At 69.2% G+C, this 18,776-nt stretch carries 17 protein-coding genes and 1 other RNA gene; 9 read left to right on the forward strand and 9 right to left on the reverse strand.

Annotated features, from left to right (window positions below):
• The gene (gene dnaA / locus Strain318_RS00005; protein ID WP_367886484.1) at positions 1 to 1,398 is read left to right on the forward strand and encodes a chromosomal replication initiator protein DnaA; all 1,398 of its coding nucleotides are present in this window, start codon (positions 1 to 3) and stop codon (positions 1,396 to 1,398) included.
• Positions 1,399 to 1,626: 228 nt separating this feature from the next.
• Positions 1,627 to 2,733: a DNA polymerase III subunit beta gene (dnaN, locus tag Strain318_RS00010; protein ID WP_367886485.1), complete on the forward strand. Its 1,107-nt coding sequence runs from the start codon at positions 1,627 to 1,629 to the stop codon at positions 2,731 to 2,733.
• A 24-nt stretch (positions 2,734 to 2,757) separates the two neighbouring features.
• Here the strand turns inward: dnaN and Strain318_RS00015 are convergent, their stop codons facing one another.
• The gene (locus Strain318_RS00015) at positions 2,758 to 3,429 is read right to left on the reverse strand and encodes a hypothetical protein (RefSeq protein WP_367886486.1); all 672 of its coding nucleotides are present in this window, start codon (positions 3,427 to 3,429) and stop codon (positions 2,758 to 2,760) included.
• A 249-nt stretch (positions 3,430 to 3,678) separates the two neighbouring features.
• Positions 3,679 to 4,060, reverse strand: an RNA gene (gene rnpB, locus Strain318_RS00020) — RNase P RNA component class A.
• 140 nt (positions 4,061 to 4,200) lie between these two features.
• Between rnpB and Strain318_RS00025 the strand changes: the two genes are divergently transcribed.
• On the forward strand, positions 4,201 to 5,109 hold the full coding sequence (locus Strain318_RS00025) for a helix-turn-helix transcriptional regulator (protein ID WP_367886487.1): 909 nt from the start codon (positions 4,201 to 4,203) through the stop codon (positions 5,107 to 5,109).
• Between the two features lie 14 nt (positions 5,110 to 5,123).
• Here Strain318_RS00025 and pyrE read toward each other — a convergent pair whose 3' ends face one another.
• The gene (gene pyrE / locus Strain318_RS00030; protein WP_367886488.1) at positions 5,124 to 5,675 is read right to left on the reverse strand and encodes an orotate phosphoribosyltransferase; all 552 of its coding nucleotides are present in this window, start codon (positions 5,673 to 5,675) and stop codon (positions 5,124 to 5,126) included.
• A 42-nt stretch (positions 5,676 to 5,717) separates the two neighbouring features.
• Here pyrE and Strain318_RS00035 point away from each other — a divergent pair, with 42 nt between their 5' ends.
• Positions 5,718 to 6,626 carry a sensor histidine kinase gene (locus tag Strain318_RS00035; protein WP_367887866.1) on the forward strand — a complete coding sequence of 303 codons (909 nt, stop codon included), beginning with the start codon at positions 5,718 to 5,720 and terminating at the stop codon, positions 6,624 to 6,626.
• On the opposite strand, the gene Strain318_RS00040 is transcribed toward Strain318_RS00035, so the two are convergent.
• The gene (locus Strain318_RS00040) at positions 6,623 to 7,531 is read right to left on the reverse strand and encodes a serine/threonine-protein kinase (protein WP_367886489.1); all 909 of its coding nucleotides are present in this window, start codon (positions 7,529 to 7,531) and stop codon (positions 6,623 to 6,625) included. The genes Strain318_RS00035 and Strain318_RS00040 overlap by 4 nt on opposite strands.
• Before the next feature lie 119 nt (positions 7,532 to 7,650).
• On the opposite strand from Strain318_RS00040, the gene Strain318_RS00045 reads away from it, so the two are divergent.
• From Strain318_RS00045 to Strain318_RS00065, 5 genes are all read left to right on the forward strand, one after another.
• Positions 7,651 to 9,027 (forward strand): GWxTD domain-containing protein, encoded by a 1,377-nt coding sequence (locus tag Strain318_RS00045; RefSeq protein WP_367886490.1) that lies wholly within the window; start codon positions 7,651 to 7,653, stop codon positions 9,025 to 9,027.
• The gene (locus Strain318_RS00050; RefSeq protein ID WP_367886491.1) at positions 9,024 to 9,629 is read left to right on the forward strand and encodes a diacylglycerol/polyprenol kinase family protein; all 606 of its coding nucleotides are present in this window, start codon (positions 9,024 to 9,026) and stop codon (positions 9,627 to 9,629) included. The genes Strain318_RS00045 and Strain318_RS00050 overlap by 4 nt, the downstream gene beginning before the upstream one ends.
• A 9-nt stretch (positions 9,630 to 9,638) precedes the next feature.
• Complete coding sequence (gene polA, locus Strain318_RS00055) at positions 9,639 to 12,614, forward strand: DNA polymerase I (RefSeq protein ID WP_367886492.1); 2,976 nt, start codon at positions 9,639 to 9,641, stop codon at positions 12,612 to 12,614.
• 251 nt (positions 12,615 to 12,865) lie between these two features.
• Positions 12,866 to 13,255 (forward strand): type IV pilin protein, encoded by a 390-nt coding sequence (locus Strain318_RS00060; RefSeq protein ID WP_367886493.1) that lies wholly within the window; start codon positions 12,866 to 12,868, stop codon positions 13,253 to 13,255.
• 32 nt (positions 13,256 to 13,287) lie between these two features.
• Complete coding sequence (locus Strain318_RS00065; protein WP_367886494.1) at positions 13,288 to 13,623, forward strand: hypothetical protein; 336 nt, start codon at positions 13,288 to 13,290, stop codon at positions 13,621 to 13,623.
• Here Strain318_RS00065 and Strain318_RS00070 read toward each other — a convergent pair.
• From Strain318_RS00070 to Strain318_RS00090, 5 genes are read right to left on the reverse strand one after another with little or no spacing between them, the layout of a single operon-like run.
• Entirely contained in the window at positions 13,620 to 14,525 is a 906-nt protein-coding gene (locus Strain318_RS00070) for an ABC transporter permease (RefSeq protein ID WP_367887867.1), read from the reverse strand. The two genes, Strain318_RS00065 and Strain318_RS00070, sit on opposite strands and share 4 nt — an antisense overlap.
• Positions 14,525 to 15,463 (reverse strand): ABC transporter permease, encoded by a 939-nt coding sequence (locus tag Strain318_RS00075; RefSeq protein WP_367886495.1) that lies wholly within the window; start codon positions 15,461 to 15,463, stop codon positions 14,525 to 14,527. Before Strain318_RS00075 ends, Strain318_RS00070 begins: the two co-directional genes overlap by 1 nt.
• Positions 15,463 to 16,947 (reverse strand): ABC transporter ATP-binding protein, encoded by a 1,485-nt coding sequence (locus Strain318_RS00080; protein ID WP_367886496.1) that lies wholly within the window; start codon positions 16,945 to 16,947, stop codon positions 15,463 to 15,465. Before Strain318_RS00080 ends, Strain318_RS00075 begins: the two co-directional genes overlap by 1 nt.
• Positions 16,914 to 17,690, reverse strand: a complete 777-nt coding sequence (locus Strain318_RS00085) for a Nif3-like dinuclear metal center hexameric protein (protein ID WP_367886497.1) — start codon at positions 17,688 to 17,690, stop codon at positions 16,914 to 16,916. The genes Strain318_RS00080 and Strain318_RS00085 overlap by 34 nt, the downstream gene beginning before the upstream one ends.
• Positions 17,687 to 18,598 (reverse strand): BMP family protein, encoded by a 912-nt coding sequence (locus tag Strain318_RS00090; protein ID WP_367886498.1) that lies wholly within the window; start codon positions 18,596 to 18,598, stop codon positions 17,687 to 17,689. Before Strain318_RS00090 ends, Strain318_RS00085 begins: the two co-directional genes overlap by 4 nt.
• Positions 18,599 to 18,776 lie beyond the last annotated feature (178 nt).

The following is an 18,776-nucleotide window of genomic DNA, read 5'->3' on the forward strand; positions in this document are numbered from 1 at the left end:
ATGTCGCTTTCGGCCACCGACGCTTGGTCGCGCCTGTTGGATCGCGCTCGTACCGAGCTGTCGGATCACATAGTTGAGACCTGGCTGGTCCCTCTCCAAGCCGCCGAGTACTCGGGCGAGGAGCTCGTGCTCAACGCCCCTGACCAATTCTCGGTCGAGTGGAACGAGCGCCGGCATTCGGCACTCCTCGAATCCTACGCCCCGGTCGCGCTGGGCCATCCGGTCAAGATTGCCCTGCGGGTGCAGCAGGAGCGCCTGCAACGCAGCCAGATGGACCTGTTCGTGCCACAAAAGGGACAGGAACAGGCCACACTAGAGCCAGAAAAGCAGCCGAACAACGTTACGCTGTCGTCCCTGAACGACCGCTATACGTTCGATACCTTCGTCATCGGCAAGTCCAACGACCTCGCCGCCGCTGCCGCGATGGCCGTCTCGCAGGCCCCGGGCAAGACCTACAACCCGCTCTTCTTCTACGGGCCCACCGGACTCGGCAAGACGCACCTCATGCAGGCCATCGCGCAAGAGATCGTGCGCAAGAACCCGCAGACCCGCGTCACCTACATCACCACCGAGCAGTTCACCAACGACGTCATCACGTCCATCGGCAAGGGCGCCATGCACGATTTCCGTCGCCGCTATCGCGAGACGGATCTCTTTCTCGTCGACGACGTGCATTTCATCGGCGGCAAGAACTCCACGCAGGAAGAGTTCTTCCACACGTTCAACGCCCTCTATGAAGCGGGGCGCCAGATCGTGTTGACGTCGGACCGCCCGCCCTCCGAGATCTCCAAGCTCGAGGCGCGCCTCGCATCACGCTTCGCCTGGGGCATGGTCGCCGACATCGGGCAGCCCGACCTCGAGCACCGCATCGCCATTCTCCGCCGCAAGGCGCAGATGGATCACCTCGAGCACACGATTCCCGACGACGTGCTGCATTTCATCGCCGATCACGTCCAGTCGAACGTCCGTGAGCTCGAGGGCTCCATCATCAAGCTCTTGGCGTACGCGTCGCTCAAGCACCGCGTCGTCACCGTCGACCTGGCCCGCGAGGCCCTGCGCGACAAGATCCGCACCAGCGAGGGCGCGCCCATGCGCTCCGAGCGCCAAGACCGCATGGGCGTCATCCAGCAGCGGGTCGCCACGGAATGGGGCGTCACGGTCGAGGGGCTCCAGTCCAAGACGCGCACCAAGACCCTCACGATCCCGCGGCAGGTCGCCATGTACCTCGCACGCGAGATCCTCGGCCTGCAGCTCGTCGAGATCGGGCAGGCCTTCGGCGGCCGCGACCACTCGACGGTCATCCATTCCCTGGAACGCGTGGCGGAGACGATGAAGGAAAGCGCCGAGTTCCGCGGGCGTGTGGAACGCGTGCGGGAAACCGTCCGGCATTCCTCATAGTGTCCACACCGTCCACATCGCCGCGGCGGGCAGTGCGCGTTTCCCCCGGCACTCCCCACGCTCTCCACTGATGGTTCACGTGAGCGACGGCGGCGAAGATACGCTCCGACAAGCACTTTCGCGGTTCGTCCACAATCCACACCTTTCTACTACGTCTACTACTTAAGAATTTCAGTAGACAGCAACAGCCGGGTTCCGCGCTGTTCAACATTCTTCCCGCAGCCGCAGATGCGCTTCACGATCACTCGCGAGAAGCTCCAGGAAGGGCTCGCCGCCGTCACGCCGGCCGTGCCCAACAAGACGACGCTGCCCGTGCTCGCCAATCTCCTGGTGCAAACCACGGAGAAGGGCATCCGCATCTCCGGCACCGACCTCGACATCGCCGTCTCGACGGAAGTCACCGCGGATGTCGAAGCGGCCGGCGCAATCACGATTCCGGCGCGGAAGCTCAGCGAGATTGCGCGCGAACTGCCGCCGGCTCCGGTGCGCATTTCGTCGACGGGCGACCAGCGCATCACCCTCGAGTGCGGGCGATCCAAGTTCAAGCTGCTCGGCTTGCCGAAGTCCGAGTTCCCGAGCTTTCCCGCCGTGCAGTTCGACAAGGCGGTTCGCGTGCCGTCGGGCGATCTCCAGAAGCTCATCGGCCACACCGCCTTCGCCGCGAGCACCGAGGAGAGCCGCCCGATCCTCAACGGCGTGCTGTGGGAGCTGCGCACCGACGCGATGCGCATGGTCGCGACGAACGGACATCGCCTGGCCAAGATGGAGGTGCCGGTGAAGGCCGGGCAGAAGGCGGATCTCATCATCCCGCCGAAGGCCCTCGAGCAGATCCGCCGCCTGTTTCCCGCGGAGGAGGAACTTGAGGTCGCACAGGGCGAGAACCACCTCGGCTTCCGCTCTCCCTTCACGTCGGTCTACACGCGGCTCATCGAAGGTCCGTATCCGGGATACGAGCAGGTCATCCCGAAGGACAACGACAAGTACGCCATCGTCGATCGCGCGGCGCTCGTGAGCGCCCTGCGCCGCATGAGCGTGGTCGCCTCGGACCAGACACACCGCATTCGGCTGTCGTTCAACGCCGGCATGCTCAAGTTCTCCGTGAGCACGCCGGACCTGGGAGAAGCGCAGGACGAGCTGCCGATCCGCTACGAGGGCGATCCGCTCGACATCGGGTTCAACGCGGCGTACCTCCTCGAGATCCTGCGCTACCTGCCGACGGACGAAGTGCGCATGACGTTCCGCGCACCGGAGCGTGCGAGCACGATCGAGCCCGAGGGCTGGACCGATGCGGCCAAGTACCTCTGTCTCCTGATGCCGTTGCGCCTGGTCGACTGAGTTCGCAGTCCCGCGCCGTGCGGACTACGGCATACGGATGATGAGGGCGCCGTGCTGCACGAGATCCTGCGTGCGCCGGCGCCCTTGCAGTTGGAGCCGGAGTTCCGACGACCCGCTGCCGGAGAGAATCGCCGCACCGTCCAACGACACCTCGAGCGCTGCGGTCGCGCGGCCCGTGCCTGTCACGACGATCGAATCGCCGAACTGCTGGCCCCGACCCGCGAGGGACGACGTCGTCTCACGACGCACGCGCAGTACGAGGATGCCATCGCGTACCACCGCGTCCTCGACCGTGAACACGCGGAGGCTCTGCACCTGGAGCACGATGCCGTCACGGCAGAGCGGATAGGAGGCCGAGTCGCGCCAGGTGCTGCCGCGCGCGAGCGACGACGGGGGTGAGAGCCAGGTCTCGCGCAACGCCTGCACGACTGCTGCGCGCGCATCGCAGGCACCGTCGGCCGGCGTGATGAACGCCGGTTGCGCGTCGGCGCTCCGCACTTCCGCGGCGAACGTCACCGGCATGGAGAGTCCCGCGAGCGGCTGCCACGCGGAGTCGCTGCCGACGATCGTGCTGAACGCGCGGACCATGCCGACGGCGCGACGCGGGGTCGCGTTCGGCACGAGCGACCATTCGAGTACGGCCTGACTCGCCAGGGTGTCCTCGCGCTGCGCGGAGTCCACGCGCGAGCGCAACACGGCGCTCAGGGTGACCACCTGGGTCCGCGGACGCCCGATGTTGCGGAGCGACCACGGGCCCGCGAGCGAGTCCGGTGCGGCAGCGGGCGTCGTTCGTGCGGCTGGCGCGCGCCCACGCCCCGGGCTTGCGGGTCCGCACGCAACGATCACGAGGGCAAGGACAGGCAGGAGCCGGCGGTGCATGGCCGAAGCATACATCGCGACGCACGACGGGGGCGAGCGCTGGTGCGCCCGCCCCCGCCGCGGCACTCGAAGGTTCCGTCTGTAAGCCGGGTTCTGTCGATGCGTTGCCGCACCGGACGATCATTCCTCTCGGCGCCCGCTCGCGCGTGCGCTCTAGCGGCCAACCCGCGGCGTCTTGTTCGCAGAGGACTGCTGCTCGCCGCCTATTTGACCTTGCTCCCGCTGGGGTTTGCCGTGCCGCCGACGTTACCGCCGACGCGGTGGGCTCTTACCCCACCCTTTCACCCTTACCTCCGGTTTCCCGAAGGCGGTTTGCTTTCTGTTGCACTGTCCGTCACGCAGTGCGCTCGCGCGCGTGCGTGCCCAGGCGTTACCTGGCAGCGTGTCCAAGGAGCCCGGACTTTCCTCGGCGCAGCCGAAGCCACGACGCGATCGTCCGACGGAACCTCTCCCGCAATCTAGCGCGGAAACGATGACAGCGCCGCGGCGCCTGTCGCGCAGGCGGTGACGAGACGATGACCTCGCGCGCGCATCGTCGCGGCGCAGGTCCGCCGATCCACTTCATGTCCCGTCCCCGCCGGAGGATCCATGAGCGCCCCGCTGCCTACGCTGAAGGCCCCTGTCGTCACGGTCCTTGATCCCGACGAACGTGCGCGCGTCGATGCCGCCGGCGAAGGGCTCTATCGCGCGATTCACCGTGAGACCGTCGCCGACGCGCTCGAGGACCTCAAGCGCGGCCGCGTCGGCGCGGTGCTGCTTGGCGTCGTGCGCTGTGGCCGGCAGCTGGATCGGCGCGTCGCGACCGTGGTGCGCGAGTTCCCGAGCGTGCCGACGGTGGCGCTGCTGGGCGCTGAGCCGCCAAGCGCCGAGACGTTGCTGCGCATCGGCAACGCCGGCATCACGCGCCTCGTCGACGTGCGCATTCCGGCGGGCTGGAGCCAGCTCCGGCGGATCCTCGCGGCCGAGGCCATGCGCGCGACGGACCGGCAGGCCCTCGCCTGCATCCGCGAGGAACTGGCGCCGGTGCCCGACGAGACGTGGCAGTTCTTCGAGGCGCTCTTCGCCGCGAGCGAGCGCAACGACACCGTGCAGACGCTGGCGCTGCGGCTGCAGGTGCTGCCGAGCACGCTCATGAGCCGCTTCTTCCGCGCCAAGCTGCCGGCCCCCAAGCGCTATCTCGCCTATGCGCGCCTGCTCCGTGCCGCGCGCCTGTTCGAGGACCAGGGCCACTCCGTCTCCGATGTGGCGAACGCCCTCGACTTCTCGTCGCCGCAGAGCTTCGGGCGCCACGTGCAGACGTTTCTCGGGCGCTCGGCAGGGGAGTTCCGGCGGGAGTTCACGTCGGCCGTGATGCTCGACCGCTTCGTCACGGAACTCGTGCGCCCGCACCGCGACGCGTTGCGGAAGCTGCGTCCCCTCGCGCTCCGGCCCGGCATGCGCGCGCTTCCGCCGACGGTTGCGGATCGCCGTCCCGCCGTGCATCGCCGCGCCAGCTAGGCGGCGGGCGGCACCTACATCCGCGCGACGATCTCCGCGGCGGTGACGAGCGCGGCGACCTCGAGGCCGGCCTGCTCGAGCGCCTCGCGTCCGCCCTCCCCGCGATCGACGACGGCCAGCACGCCCAGCACCTCGCCGCCGGCTGCCCGCACGCTCTCGACGGCGCGGAGGGCCGAGCCGCCGGTGGTGATGACGTCCTCGACGACCACCACGCGGTCGCCAGCTTCGAACGCGCCCTCGATCACCTTGCCGGTGCCATGCGATTTCGCTTCCTTCCGCACGGTGAACGCGCGGATGGGCATGTCGGCGAGCTGGCTGGCGTACGCGATGGCGTAGCTCACGGGATCGGCGCCCAGCGTCAGGCCGCCGATCGCCTGCGGCGCCCAGCCGCGCTCGCCGATGGCGTGCAAGCCCAGCGGGCCGATCGTCGCAAGCCCTTCGGGATGCATCGTTGTCGGGCGGCAGTCGATGTAGAGGTCCGACTGGCGACCCGAGGCCAACGTGAATGAGCCGCGGCGCGCGCTGCGCGTGGCGAGCAGGTCGAGGAGACGGGAGCGAGGATCCATGCGCGGAGGCTACCTGCGGAGGGCGGTCCGGTCAATGTGCCGATGCTGAGCTGGGTGTTGGGGGCCGGTGCACTCGTCGCGCTGCTCGCGCTGCTCCTTACGGAGCGTGAACGCCGCCGCCGCCTGCGCGAGCGCAGTGCGGAGCTCGAGCATCTCTCGTTCGAGCTTGCGCGTGCGAACCGCGCCAAGAGCGAGTTTCTCGCGAACGTGTCGCATGAACTGCGCACGCCGCTCGCCGCGATCGTCGGCTACGTCGACCTGCTGCGGGACGGCTCGTACGGCGAGCTCACGCCGCGCATGATCGGTCCCGTGGAGCGCATCCAGCAATCCGCCGAGCACCTCCAGGCGCTCGTCGACCAGATCCTCGACCTCGCCAAGCTCTCGGCGGGGCGGCTCGACGTGCAACGTGAGCCCCTCTCGCTGCGCGCCTTCGTCATTGACGTGGCCAGCGAGATCGAACCGCTGGTGATCGAGAAGGGGCTCGCGCTCTCGGTGCAGGTGCCGGCGTCGCTGCCGCGGGTGAGCACCGACCCCATGCACCTGCGGCAGATCCTCGTGAACCTCCTCGGCAACGCGGTGAAGTTCACCACCGAGGGCAGCATCACCGTGCGGGCCACGCTGGTGCGCGACGTGGCCCGCAATCTCGAGGCACGGGCGGCACGCCAACGGCCGCTCCTTGCGGCGGGCGGTCCGTGGATCGCCCTGCAGGTGGCCGACACCGGCATCGGCATCGCCGAGCGCGACCTGCAGCGCATCTTCGAGGAGTTCGAACAGGTGGGCTCCGGCGCGCGCGCCGATTCGGTGCGGCGCGGCACCGGGCTCGGGTTGACCATCACGCGACGGCTGGCCCGCCTGCTGGACGGCGACATCACGGTGGAGAGCCTGCCCGGGCGCGGAAGCGTCTTTACCTGCTGGTTGCCGCTCGACCCGTCGCTGCCGGTGCAGCCCTAACGCCCGAAGAGCCCCTTCATCTTCGAGAAGAGCCCGCCGCTCGGCGCGGCCGCCGGGAACGGGTCCTTGAGCACCGTGCACAGCGCATCGGCGAACGCGACCACGTCTGCGTAGCGATCGCTCGGCAGCTTGGCGAGCCCCTTCATCACGACCGCCTCGACCTCGGACGTGAACTGCAACTCGGGCTTCGCCTTGTTGAGCGGCACGGGCGGCTGCGACAGCAACTGCGTGAACATGTCGCGCGGACTGCGGGCGGTGTACGGCAGCGCACCGGTGAGGAAGAGATACGCCATCGTCGCCAGCGAGTACTGGTCGGCCGCCGGCGAGACGATCTCACCGGACAGCGCCTCGGGCGCCACGTACATCAAGGTGCCCACGAAGAACCCGGCGCGCGTCAAACGCTGATCGGGCGTGGTATCCGTGGCCGTCGCGATGCCGAAGTCGAGCAGCTTGACCGTGCGGCTCTCGTGATCGTACATCACGTTGTCGGGCTTCAGGTCGCGATGCACGATGCCGGCCTGGTGCGCCGCGAACACGGCGCTCGCGATCTGGCTGACGATGGCACAGACCTCGTCGGGCGGAAACGGCGCGTGCCGCTTGGCGTACGACTCCAGCAGCTCGCCGGCCGCCCATTCGATGACGAGGAATGGCACGCCGTTCTCTTCGCCCGTCTGGATCGTGCGGATGACGTTGGGGTGCTGGACGCGGGTGCCGAAGCCCGCCTCGCGCGTGAATCGCGCGACCGCCGTACGGTCCTGTCGCAGCTTCTCGCGCAGCACCTTGAACGCGACCGTGCCATGCTCGGCGTGCGACGCGCGATACACGGTTGCAGTCCCCCCCTCACCGACCCGGTCGACGAGGGTATACCCGGCCAGCGTCGTGCCTACCAATGCGTCACGCGTCACGGCGCCGAACCTACGTGCCTGCACGCAGGCGTGCAAGCACCGGCGCGAAGCTGGACGGTTCCCGAGGGCCATGCACCAGCCTGCGGTGTAGATTACTGGCCATTCTGCCCTCGTTCCCGATGCTCCGTCTGCACACCGCGACTGTTCGCCTCGTTGGAGGCCTGCTCCTGCTGGGAAGCGCCGCCTGCGGCGGCGGCTCGACGCCCAACGCGGGCGCCGGTCCGGCGCCCGCCGTCCAGCGGGACCAGCGCAACCTGTCCTTCGACCCACTGCCGCTCTACCGGCAGATGGGCATGATTGCGCGGGGCCAGCCGTTCCCGGTGGTCGGCCGCATCGGCGCCCTGCCCGCGCGAACCACCGACAGCACGCACGTCGTCGTCGTCCTGGGCTTTGCGCCCACCGCGTTGCGCTTCAACCGCGAGACGGACGATCGCTTCCGGGCGAACTACACCGTCTCCGTCTCCGCGGCCCGCGATGGCGCCGCCCCCGTCAACGCACAGACGACCGAGAGCGTGGTCGTCGGGGCGTTCCGCGAGACGGAGCGCACGGACGAGAGCATCCTCTTCCAGGAAATCCTCGATCTGGTGCCGGGGCGCTATCGCCTCACGATCTCGGTGCGCGACGTGAGCAGCCAGCGTGGCATCGTCGAGGAAGTGGATGTCGACGTGCCAGACTTCGCGCGGCACCCGCTGTCTGCGCCCCTGCCGGTGAATCGCATCATTCCGCGGGAATCCCGCGACACGTTGCCGTTCCTCCTCGCGCGACCGCGCGCCGTGGCGTCCCTCGGGCAGGACAGCACGATTCCCATGTACGTCGAAAGCGCGAATCCGGCGGACACCGTCCTCGCGCTTCTCGCGCGCGGCGAGAGCGGGCGGCTGCTGTGGCGGGATACGGTGCGGCTCGACGGCCACGCGACCATGGCATCGGGCATCGTGCTCGTGCCGGTCACGCGCCTCGGCGTCGGCGTCTCGCAGGTTGCCCTCGTCGGCAGCAATGGCGCCGACACGTCGTCCGCGTACGTGTTCGTCGGGTTCGGTGATGACCTGCCGATCGCGCGGTTCGAGGACATGCTGCAGTTCCTGCGGTTCTTTGCGCGCCCTGCGCGCCTGCAGGCACTGCGGGAAGCGCCGGAAGAGCAACGCCCCGCGGCCTGGGCGGCCTTCATGCGCGACACCGACTCCATTCCGGTGACGGCCGTCAACGAGGATCTCCGGGCTTACTTCGCGCGGCTCGCACGCGCCAATGCGCGCTTCCGCGAAGACGGGGTCGCGGGCTGGCAGTCCGATCGCGGCAGGGTGTTCATCGTCCTCGGCGAACCCGACCAGATCCTCGAGCCCTCGTTCACCGACCTCTCGCGGACGCGCCAGCAGGTGTGGGAGTATCGCGACCGGGCGATCCAGCTGCAGTTCTTCGACCAGACCGGTGCCGGACGCTGGCGCCTCACCCAGGCCAGCGAATCCCGCTTCGAAGTGGAGCTGCGTCGCCAACTGCGGTGACAGTCGCACCGCCCTCGCCGCTGCGCGCCGAGCTCGCGCGCAAGGCGCTGCACCTTCTCACGGCAGCGCTGCCGCTCGCGTGGGTCGCCGGAACCGTGACCACGGCCCAGCTGCGCGCCGTGCTGACATCGGCCGTGCTGGTTGCCCTCACCATCGAGCTGCTGCGGCGTAACTCCGCCGCCATTGGCCGGCAGTTCATGGCGATGGTCGGCCCGCTGCTGCGCGGCCACGAGACGCAGGCGCTCACGGGCGCGACGTGGTTGGCCATCGCGATGACCGCTGTCGTGTGGGTGGCGCCGGAGCGCGCGGCGGTGGCTGCGCTCTGGGCCGCTGCCGTCGGGGACGCGAGCGCGGCCGTCGTCGGGCGGAGCGTTGCCGCGCTCCGCAACGCGCCGCAGGGCAAGAAGTCGTGGGTCGGGTCGCTGGCCGCCGTGGTGTCCACCGCGATCGGCTGTCACCTGCTGGCGCAGGCTCCGTGGCCCGTCGCGTTCGGGCTCGGAGCCGTCGCGGCGATCGCCGAGTACCCGCGCCGTCCGCTCGATGACAACCTCCGCGTCGCCACCGCCGTCGCCGTCGCCGCCGTCCTCGCGGGCCTGCGATAGTTTACGCCCATGAGCACTCCCGGACGTCCGCGCCTCTATCTGATCGATGGCTACGCGCTGATCTACCGCTCGTTCCACGCCCTCGGGGGCGGCGTCCCGCTGCGCAATGCGCGCGGCGAGAACACCGGCATGGCCAAGGGCGTCAGCGAGTTTCTCCGCCGCCTCATCGAGAAGCACAAGCCGGAGTACCTCGGCTGGGTGAACGACGCCGGCTCCTCCGGCCGCGAGGAACTGCTCGAGGCGTACAAGGCCAACCGCGTCGCGCTGCCCGAGGAAGAGCAGCAGGATTTCGATACCGGCGTCGAGCGCGTGCACCAGCTGCTCGCCGGCTATCGCATCCCCACGCTCGAACTCGATGGCTTCGAAGCGGACGACGTCATCGCGACGCTTGCGCCGCAGGGCGTGGCGGCCGGACTCGAGGTTTGCGTGGTCTCGGGCGACAAGGACCTGCTGCAGCTCGTCCAGCCCGGCGTCTGGGTGTTGAATCCGTGGCACGGCCCGCCGGGGCGCACGACCGAGAAGTGGTACGGCGTCGACAACGCACACGAGCGCCTCGGCGTCCCGGCCGAGCGCGTCATCGACTACCTCGCGCTTGTCGGCGATACGGCCGACAACGTCCCTGGCGTAAAGGGCATCGGCGACAAGGGCGCGCTCGCACTCATCGAGAAGTGGGGCACGGTCGAGAACATGCTGGCGCACGTGGACGAGATCGAACCCACGCGCGCGCGCAACGCGCTGAAGAACGCGGAAGCCGAGGCGCGGCTCTCGAAGGAACTCGTCACGCTCAAGCGCGATCTCCCGATCGCCCTCGACCTTTCGTCGCTCACGCTCGATCCCCCTGACTGGGTCGCGTTGCGCGACCTGTTCGTGGAGCTCGAGTTCGGCACGGCGGCGCGCACGGCTGCCGTGAATGCCGAAGCTGCCGGCGCGGCGCCGAACGCGGGGCTCGAGCGCGCGGCGGAAGCCGCGGTGGACGTGGAAGGGCACATGGTGAGTGCGCGCGCGGCGCGGGCCGCCGTGCCCGGCACACCGGCGCCCGTGGCGACCGACTATCGCGTGGCCGACACACCGGCGCTGCTGGCCGAGGCCATCGCCGAGGCGCGCGCCGCTGGCGTCATCGCCGTCGACACCGAGACGGTGCTCGATGCGGGAGCGCCGCCGATCATCACGCCGATGCGCGCGAATCTCGTCGCGATCTCCATGGCGACGGCGCCCGGCAAGGCGTGGTACTTCCCGCTCGCGCACCGCATGCCCGGCAGCGCACAGGGTGGCCTCGCGCTGGGCGATGAGCCCGCACCAGCCAAGTCCAAGGCCAGCGCCGCACCCGCCAGCATCGCCGCGCGCCTGCTCGCCGAGGGACCACAGCCGGTGGTGAATCTGCCGCCGCTGGAGAGCGAGCCGATGGCCCCGCTCCGCGCGTTGCTCGAGGACCCGGGCGTCAAGAAGACGGCGCACAACGTGAAGTACGACTTGCTGGTCTTCCGCCGCGCGGGCATCACGCTGCGCGGCGTCGACTTCGATTCCATGCTGGCGAGTTATGTCCTCGACCCGAGCCGCCGCTCGCACGCCATCGACGCGCTCGCGGTCGAGTTCCTCGGCGTGGCCATGACGGGCTACGACGAACTCTGCGGCAAGGGGAAGCAGCAGATGCCGTACGACGAAGTGCCGATCGCGGCGGCGCGCGACTACTCCTGTGCCGACAGCGACATCGCGCTGCGGCTGCGCGAGCTGTTCCTGCCGCGGCTCGCCGAGCAGGGCGCAACGGCGCTGCTGCACGAGGTCGAGCTCCCGCTCGTGGATGTGCTCGCCGAGATGGAGTGGACCGGCATCACCATCGACGTGCCGTGGTTCCGGTCGCTCAAGACGCGCTTCGAGGCGGCGCGCCTCGACCTCGAGAAGCAGATCCACGCCGAAGCCGGCGAGAGCTTCAACGTCAACAGCAACCCGCAGCTGCGGACGATCCTCTTCGAGAAGCTCGGCCTGCCCATCAAGAAGAAGACCGCCACAGGCCCGAGCACCGACGCCAGCGTGCTGCAGGAGCTCGCCGACGAGGGGCACGCGCTCCCGCAGCTGCTCATGGAGTACCGCGAGCTGGCGAAGCTGGAGAGCACGTATCTCGACACGCTGCCCGGACTCGTCAATCCGCATACGGGCCGTCTCCATACCTCGTATGCGCAGACGGTCGCGAGTACCGGCCGACTCGCGTCGCACGACCCGAACCTGCAGAACATCCCGATTCGCCGGGAGCTCGGGAAAGACATCCGCCGAGGGTTCATCCCCCGCGCGGGCTGGCGCCTGCTCGCCGCCGACTACTCGCAGGTCGAACTGCGCCTGCTGGCGCATCTCAGCGGGGACCCGGCCTTCGTCGCGGCCTTCGAGGCCGGCGGTGACATCCACCGCCAGACGGCGAGCGTCATCTTCGGCGTGCCGCTCGAGGCCGTCACGTCAGAGATGCGCGCACGCGCCAAGACCATCAACTTCGCGACCATCTACGGCCAAGGCGCACACGCACTCTCCCGCCAGCTCAAGATCGATCACGCCGAGGCGAAGGCCTTCATCGAGACGTACTTCGAGCGGTTTGCCGGCGTGCGCACCTGGCTCGATACCGCGGTGGCCGAGGCCCGCGAGCGCGGATACGTCGAGACCATCTTCAAGCGCCGACGCTACATCCCCGAGATCAAGGACCGGAACTTCAACACCCGGGCCTTCGGCGAACGTCTCGCACAGAACTCGCCGATCCAGGGTTCGGCGGCGGACCTCATCAAGAAGGCGATGATTCGCATCCATCACGCGCTGGGGGAGGCGAAGCATACGGCCCGCATGTTGCTCCAGGTGCACGACGAACTGGTGTTCGAGTGTCCGCCTGACGAGGAGACGGCGCTCCGCGCCTTGGTCGATCGCGAGATGACCGGTGCCGTGCAGCTCCGCGTGCCGCTGGTGGTGGACATCGGGAGCGGCGAGAACTGGCTCCTGGCTAAGGCCTAAAGACGGCCGTCGCCATTCGTGACGCCGTTGCAGCTTGCGTCAACTGTCGGCGGAATTCCGGACAGGCAGACCTAGCGGGGTCAGCGCTTCCGCTGTAAATCCTTTGATGGCAACCCGTTGCCCTCGTAGATGTCATGCGGCCCGGTGTTTGCTATCGTACGCGGTACCGAGCGCAGCATCGCCACGCAGTCACGATTCGGCGTGATGCGCGTCACTTAGCGGTCCCCCTTCGCCCCGCCCCGAGCCACCCTGTGCCTGTTGCCACCGCCAAGCGCGGATTCACGCTGATCGAGCTTCTGATCGTCGTCGTGATCATCGGCATCATTGCGGCGATTGCGGTGCCGAAGTTCCAGAACACGAAGGGCAAGGCGAACGCCGCGGCCCTGCGCGCCGACCTGCGCAACCTGGCGAGCGCCCAGGAAGCGTACTTCTACGAGCACGCGCGTTACACCACGGACACGTCCGACCTGAAGTACCGGGGATCCAAGGGCGTCTATCTCACGATCATCGCCGCCAACACCGGCGGCTGGTCGGCGAAGGCCACGCACCCACAGTCGTATCCGCTGACCTGCGCCATCTTCTGGGGCCAGGTCAGCGCCCCGACGCCTGGCGACCCCGAAGGGGTCGTCGTCTGCCGCTGAGCGCAGACGCGCGCGACGGCACGCCGTTTCGCGTGCCACCCATCCCACCCCCCAAGGACGCCGCCGCCCTGCTCGACGAGTGGGTGGAGTTCGCGCGTCGGCGGGATGGCATGATTCACGCGATGGACGGCGGACTCTGGTTGCATCGCCACGTGTGGCTCGGCCGACCCATGGCGCACTTGGTGTCCACGGATCGCGAGCGCCTCCTCGCGTGGGGACGTCGCGTCGGCATTCCCGCCGAACGCCTGCAGCATCATCCCCTCAAGGATCCGCGCAGCGGCGAACGCCGCGAGGCGTGGCATTGGGACCTCGGCGGCCCGTACCTGCCGCCGCGACGATCGGACGCGACGGTCGAGTCGGCGGACTAGCGGCCCAGGTGTGCCGGGGCGACGGCGCGTCCTCGCTGCGTCGCCAAGAGCACCAACGTGAGCACGTACGGCATCGCGAGAAAGAGCTGGTACGGGAGGGCGAGTCCGAGCGATTGCACGAGGTACTGCAGCGCGAAGGCCGCTCCGAACACCAGCGCCGCGCCTGCCGTGCCCCACGGCGTCCACCGACCGAGAACGACGATGGCGATCGCGATGAACCCGCGGCCCGCGCTCATGTTCTCGTTGAAGCTCCCGACCTGCGCCAGCACCAGCGTTCCGCCGCACAGGCCGCCCATCGCGCCGCTGAACGCAATCGCCAGCGCACGCACGCGACCGGCTGCGACGCCCGCGGCTGCAGCGGCGGCCGGAGACTCGCCGACCGCACGCAACGCCAAGCCCGCATGCGTATGGCGCATCCACCACGCGACCAGCGGCACCAGCACATAGAGCGCATACGTCGGCGCCGGTTGCGTGAAGAGCACCCTGCCAACGACCGGGATGTGTGAGAGGATGGGCAGCGCGATCGGACCGGTGGTGGGCAGCGCGGCACCGACGCCGACCAACGTCGGTGCCAGGTGGAATACGGTGCCGGTGACACCGAGTCCGAGTACGGTGATGGCGGTGCCCGTGATGATTTGGTCGCTGCCGACGCGCACCACGAAAAAGGCGAACACGCTCGCCAGTGCGAGCCCCGCCGCCGCCGCGCCGAGATATCCGATGCCGCTGCCACCCGCGAGCGCGGCCGCCGCACCCCCGAGGCAACCCGCGATGATCGCACCCTCCATCCCCAGGTTGATCACGCCCGCACGCTCCGACACCAACTCCCCGAGCGCCGCGAACGCGAGCGGCGTGGCCGTGCGTATCGTCGCTTCGAGGAACGGCACGAGCAGCAGCTCCAGCATCACGCTCCCGCCTCGCGGCGTCGGCGCGCGCGCCAGCGCGTCGCGCCCAGCACCGCCAGCAGCGTGGTCGCGGTGACGATCTGTACGGCGACCGCGGGCACACCCGCTGTGCGCTGCATTGCCGCGCCGCCGGCCTCGAGCGCGCCGAACCCGATTGCGGTGACCACGACCCAGCGCGGATCGAGCCGCGCGAGCAGCGCCACGGCGATGGCGGTGTAACCGTAGCCCGGGGAGATGCCCTCATAGAGCGCCCACGTCACCCCGCCGACCTCCGACGCCCCGGCGAGGCCGGCCAGCGCACCGCTCGCGATGAACGCCCGCGCCGTCACGCGTGAGACATCGACGGCACCAGCGCTCGCCGCGGCACGTGGGCCGGCTCCGACGGCACGGATGCGAAAGCCCGCGGCGGTATGTCGCAGCACGAACCACAGCATGCCCGCGGCAAGCAGGCCGAGCGCAAAGCCCAGATGCAGGCGTTGCCCCGGCACGAGGAATGGCCAGCGCGCCGCGGCCGCGAAGCTCTCCGACATCGGATACACGCGTGTCGGTTCCTGCAGCGGACCGCGCACCATCCAACTCACCAACGCCGCAGCGACGAAGTTGAGCATGATCGTGCTGATTACCTCGAGCACGTGGAAGCGACGACGCAGGAGGGCGGCGATTCCGGCCCAGAGGCCGCCCGCTGCGGCGCCGGCCAGGAGCATCGCCAGCACCACCAGCGCACGGGGCCAGGTCGGCGTGGCGAGCGCCACGGCCGACGCCCCGATGGCACCCAGCACCAACTGCCCTTCAGCACCGATGTTCAGCACGCCGGCGCGGAAAGCGAGCGCCACCGCCAACCCGACGAACAGCAGCGGGGTCGCGCGCACCAGCGTGGCCGACAGCACGGCGAACGCGGAGCCGAAGGCTCCGTCCCAGAAGGCGAGCAACGCTTCCATTACGCGTCGGCCCCCACGAGGGCGCGGGCGTATGGGCTGCGGTCCGTCGGGTCGGCAGGCGGCGCGACCTCACGCACCGTCCCGTCGAAACACACCACGATACGGCGGGTCAGCGCGAGGATCTCGTCGAGATCCGTCGAATAGACCACCGCGGCACCCTGCCCCGCGCGCGCGAGCTCGCGGATGGTCGCGAGCACGCGCGCCGTTGCCCGAACGTCCAGCCCGCGCGTCGGATTCTCCGCGACCAGCGCCTGCGGCGCGCGATGCCGTTCGCGTCCGACCACAAAGCGTTGCTGGTTGCCGCCCGAGAGGGAGCGCATGGCTGCCTCCGCCCCCGCTGCGCGCACGTCGTACTGCGCGATCACCCGCTCGGCGACACGATGCTCTTGTGCCCAGTCCACGCGGCCGCGCAGTGTGCCGGCATGCGCGAGGGCGAGGTTTTCCGTGAGCGTGAACTCCGGGATCACCGCGTCCTCAAGACGATCCTCGGGCACGAAGCCCACGGTCGCCGGGCGCTGCACGCTGCCGGACGTCGGCGCGATCCGGCCCGCGAGCACCCGCAGGAGCTCGCGCTGACCCGCACCTTCCACGCCCAGCACGCCGAGGACTTCGCCCGCGCGCACCACGAGATCGGTGGCGCGGAGGCGAACGCGTCCCGCGGCGTCGCGCACCGATGCGCCCTGCAGGGCAAAGACGACAGGGCCGTCCGTCGCATCCAACGGCGCGGCACCGTCGGCCGCCAGCGCATCGCCGACGATGGCCGCAACAACCGCATTCTCTTCCAACGCGTCCGCGGCACCGGTGAGCACCGTGCGTCCGCGACGCAGCACGGTGACGTCATCGGCGACGCCCAGCGCCTCGCGCACCCGATGCGTGATCAGGACCACCGTACCACCCGCCGCGGCGAAGCGCCGCATCCAGCGATACAAGTCCTCGCTCTCCGACGGCGTCAGGACCGCCGTCGGTTCGTCGAGTATCAACGTGTCGGCGTTGCGCGCGAGCGCGCGCACGATCTCTGCACGCTGCTGCGCACCGATCGGCAAGTCCGCCACGCGCGCGTGCGGATCGAGGGCGAGACCCGTCGCCTCCCCGACACGCCGCACGGCCGCGACGGCGTCTGACGCCCGGAACCTTCCGTGGCCGCCCAGCGCCACGTTCTCCGCGACGGTGAAGGCCGGAATGAGCATGAAGTGCTGGTGCACCATGCCGATGCCGGCGCTGATGCTGTCGCGTTCGGAGGCGAATCGCACGGGACGGCCGCTGCGTTCGTACGTGCCGCGGTCCGCCGGGATCATGCCGAACGCGATGCGCATCAGCGTGGTCTTGCCGGCGCCGTTCTCGCCGAGCAAGGCATGGATGCTGCCGCGCCGGACATGACACGTCGCGCCGTCAAGCGCGCGTGTGTCGCCGAAGGACTTGTGGATGTCGGTGAGGGCGAGCGCCAGTGCGCTCACAGGCCCGTGGGCGCGTGCAGGAACTGCCACGGCACGCCGAAGCGGGTCTCGAGATGCGCGGCCAGCGCGCGCACGCCCAGCGTCTCCGTCGCATAGTGGCCGGCATACACGATGACGAGTCCGTACTCGGCTGCCTCTACGGCGCTCCAGTGCGGACCCTCGCCGACGATGAGCGTGTCGACGCCGCTGCTGTACGCTTCGCGCAGGGTGTCCACTTGGGCTCCGGATCCCGAGCAGATCGCCCAGCGATGCGTGCGATGCCCGGCCGGCACCGCGCTGGCCACGGTGTGGTGCCCCCAGGGTTCGGCCCACGCGCGCACGCGGGCGATCAACGTTGCGGTGTCGAGGTCCGCGTCGCCGCGGACGCCACAATGGATATGCTGGTGCTTCGCGAAGCCGCCGGTCACGCTGAGGCCGAGCTCACGTGCCAAGAGCGCCGAGTTGCCGAACGTGGCGTGGGCGTCGAGCGGCAAGTGCGCACTGTAGACGGCGATGTCGTGCGCGAAGAGCGCGCGCACGCGCGCCTCGTGCGGGCCCGTGAGTGGGCGGAGGCCGCCCCAGAACAAGCCGTGATGCACGAGCAGCAGGTTCGTGCCGGCATCCGCCGCCATCGCAATCGTCTGCAGCGAGGCATCCACCGCGGCGGCGATGCGCGTGACGGGGCCGCGGTGCCCGACCTGCACGCCATTGAGCGCCGGCGGATAGTCGGGCGTCGTCGCGACCGCGAGCTCGGTATCCAGGTACGCGGCGAGTTCGGTCAGCGCAACGCTCATGGGGTCGCGACGAGCGTCGGACCGCGACCGTCGGCGAAGGCGCGACGGACGGAGTCGATGCGCGCTTGCACGGATGCGGCCAGCGCAGGCGCGGCAGGGTTCGGCACCCAGCGCACGACGTCAGATGCCGTGCCGAAGCGCACCACGCGCGGCGTGAACGAGCCGTCGCGCACCTCGCGGGCGAGGAGAAGGAACGCGTGCGGGATATCGATCACCACCGATCCGAGCGCCGCTTGGGGTGCGAGCGCGTTCTGGTCAGCGTTGGACCCGACGATCCAGACACCCGGCGTCTCGCGCACCGCCTGGAAGATGCCTTGACCGGCCGCGTCCGCGTTCTGGAAGATCACGTCTGCGCGTCGGGCGATGAGGGCCAGCGCTTGTTCCTTGCCGGCACCCGCGTCGTCCCAGTTGCCGATGAATGCCGTGAGCACCGTCACGTTGGGGTTCACGGACTTGGCGCCCGCGGTGAAGGCGTCGAAGCTCGCGCGGACCGGCGGAAGTTCCGTGCCACCGATGACGGCAAGCACGCCGGTCCGCGTCACGGCCGCGGCGGCAATGCCGGCGAGATACGACGGTTCGTCGAATGCGAAGCTCATGGCGGCGATGTTGGCGCCGGTACCCGTGCCGCCCGTCGTGGCGTACACGGTCTTCGGGAACTCCGGTCCCACGCGTTGCGCCGCGTCCTGAAACTCAAAGCCGTGCCCAATCACCAGGGAATAGCCGCTCGCACCGTATTGGCGAAAGTTCTCTTCGAACTCCGCCGGCGTGCGCGTTTGGACATGCCGCACCTCGGCACCCAGCGTATCGCGGACCCGTATCAAGCCGTCGTAGGCGGCGGCGTTCCACGACTGATCCGAGATGGGACCGGGTGTGAGGAGAGCGACCCGAAACCCTTGATTTTCTTGCACATCCGCATCGCGACCACCACAACCAAGAATCCCGAGGACGAGGCTGTGGATAAGAACGATTCGCTTCGCGCTGCCGCGAAAGTGATACCAACCTAAATGTTTACTTGACAACAATTTAGATAGTTCCAGTAATCAAATGTTCACAACCCACAATTTCTGTGGATATCGTGTGTCTGGT

It is taken from the genome of Pseudogemmatithrix spongiicola, from assembly GCF_030623445.1.
Classification (GTDB): Bacteria; Gemmatimonadota; Gemmatimonadetes; order Gemmatimonadales; family Gemmatimonadaceae; genus Pseudogemmatithrix; species Pseudogemmatithrix spongiicola.

What these genes read in the sequence shown, in the direction of transcription:
- dnaA (WP_367886484.1), top strand. Translation starts at nt 1, where the DNA reads ATGTCGCTTTCGGCCACCGACGCTTGGTCGCGCCTGTTGGATCGCGCT.
- pyrE (WP_367886488.1), bottom strand. Translation starts at nt 5,675, where the DNA reads ATGGATCCTCGCTCCCGTCTCCTCGACCTGCTCGCCACGCGCAGCGCG.
- Strain318_RS00085 (WP_367886497.1), bottom strand. Translation starts at nt 17,690, where the DNA reads ATGAGCGTTGCGCTGACCGAACTCGCCGCGTACCTGGATACCGAGCTC.
- Strain318_RS00025 (WP_367886487.1), top strand. Translation starts at nt 4,201, where the DNA reads ATGAGCGCCCCGCTGCCTACGCTGAAGGCCCCTGTCGTCACGGTCCTT.
- Strain318_RS00070 (WP_367887867.1), bottom strand. Translation starts at nt 14,525, where the DNA reads ATGCTGGAGCTGCTGCTCGTGCCGTTCCTCGAAGCGACGATACGCACG.
- dnaN (WP_367886485.1), top strand. Translation starts at nt 1,627, where the DNA reads ATGCGCTTCACGATCACTCGCGAGAAGCTCCAGGAAGGGCTCGCCGCC.
- Strain318_RS00075 (WP_367886495.1), bottom strand. Translation starts at nt 15,463, where the DNA reads ATGGAAGCGTTGCTCGCCTTCTGGGACGGAGCCTTCGGCTCCGCGTTC.
- Strain318_RS00035 (WP_367887866.1), top strand. Translation starts at nt 5,718, where the DNA reads ATGCTGAGCTGGGTGTTGGGGGCCGGTGCACTCGTCGCGCTGCTCGCG.
- polA (WP_367886492.1), top strand. Translation starts at nt 9,639, where the DNA reads ATGAGCACTCCCGGACGTCCGCGCCTCTATCTGATCGATGGCTACGCG.
- Strain318_RS00045 (WP_367886490.1), top strand. Translation starts at nt 7,651, where the DNA reads ATGCTCCGTCTGCACACCGCGACTGTTCGCCTCGTTGGAGGCCTGCTC.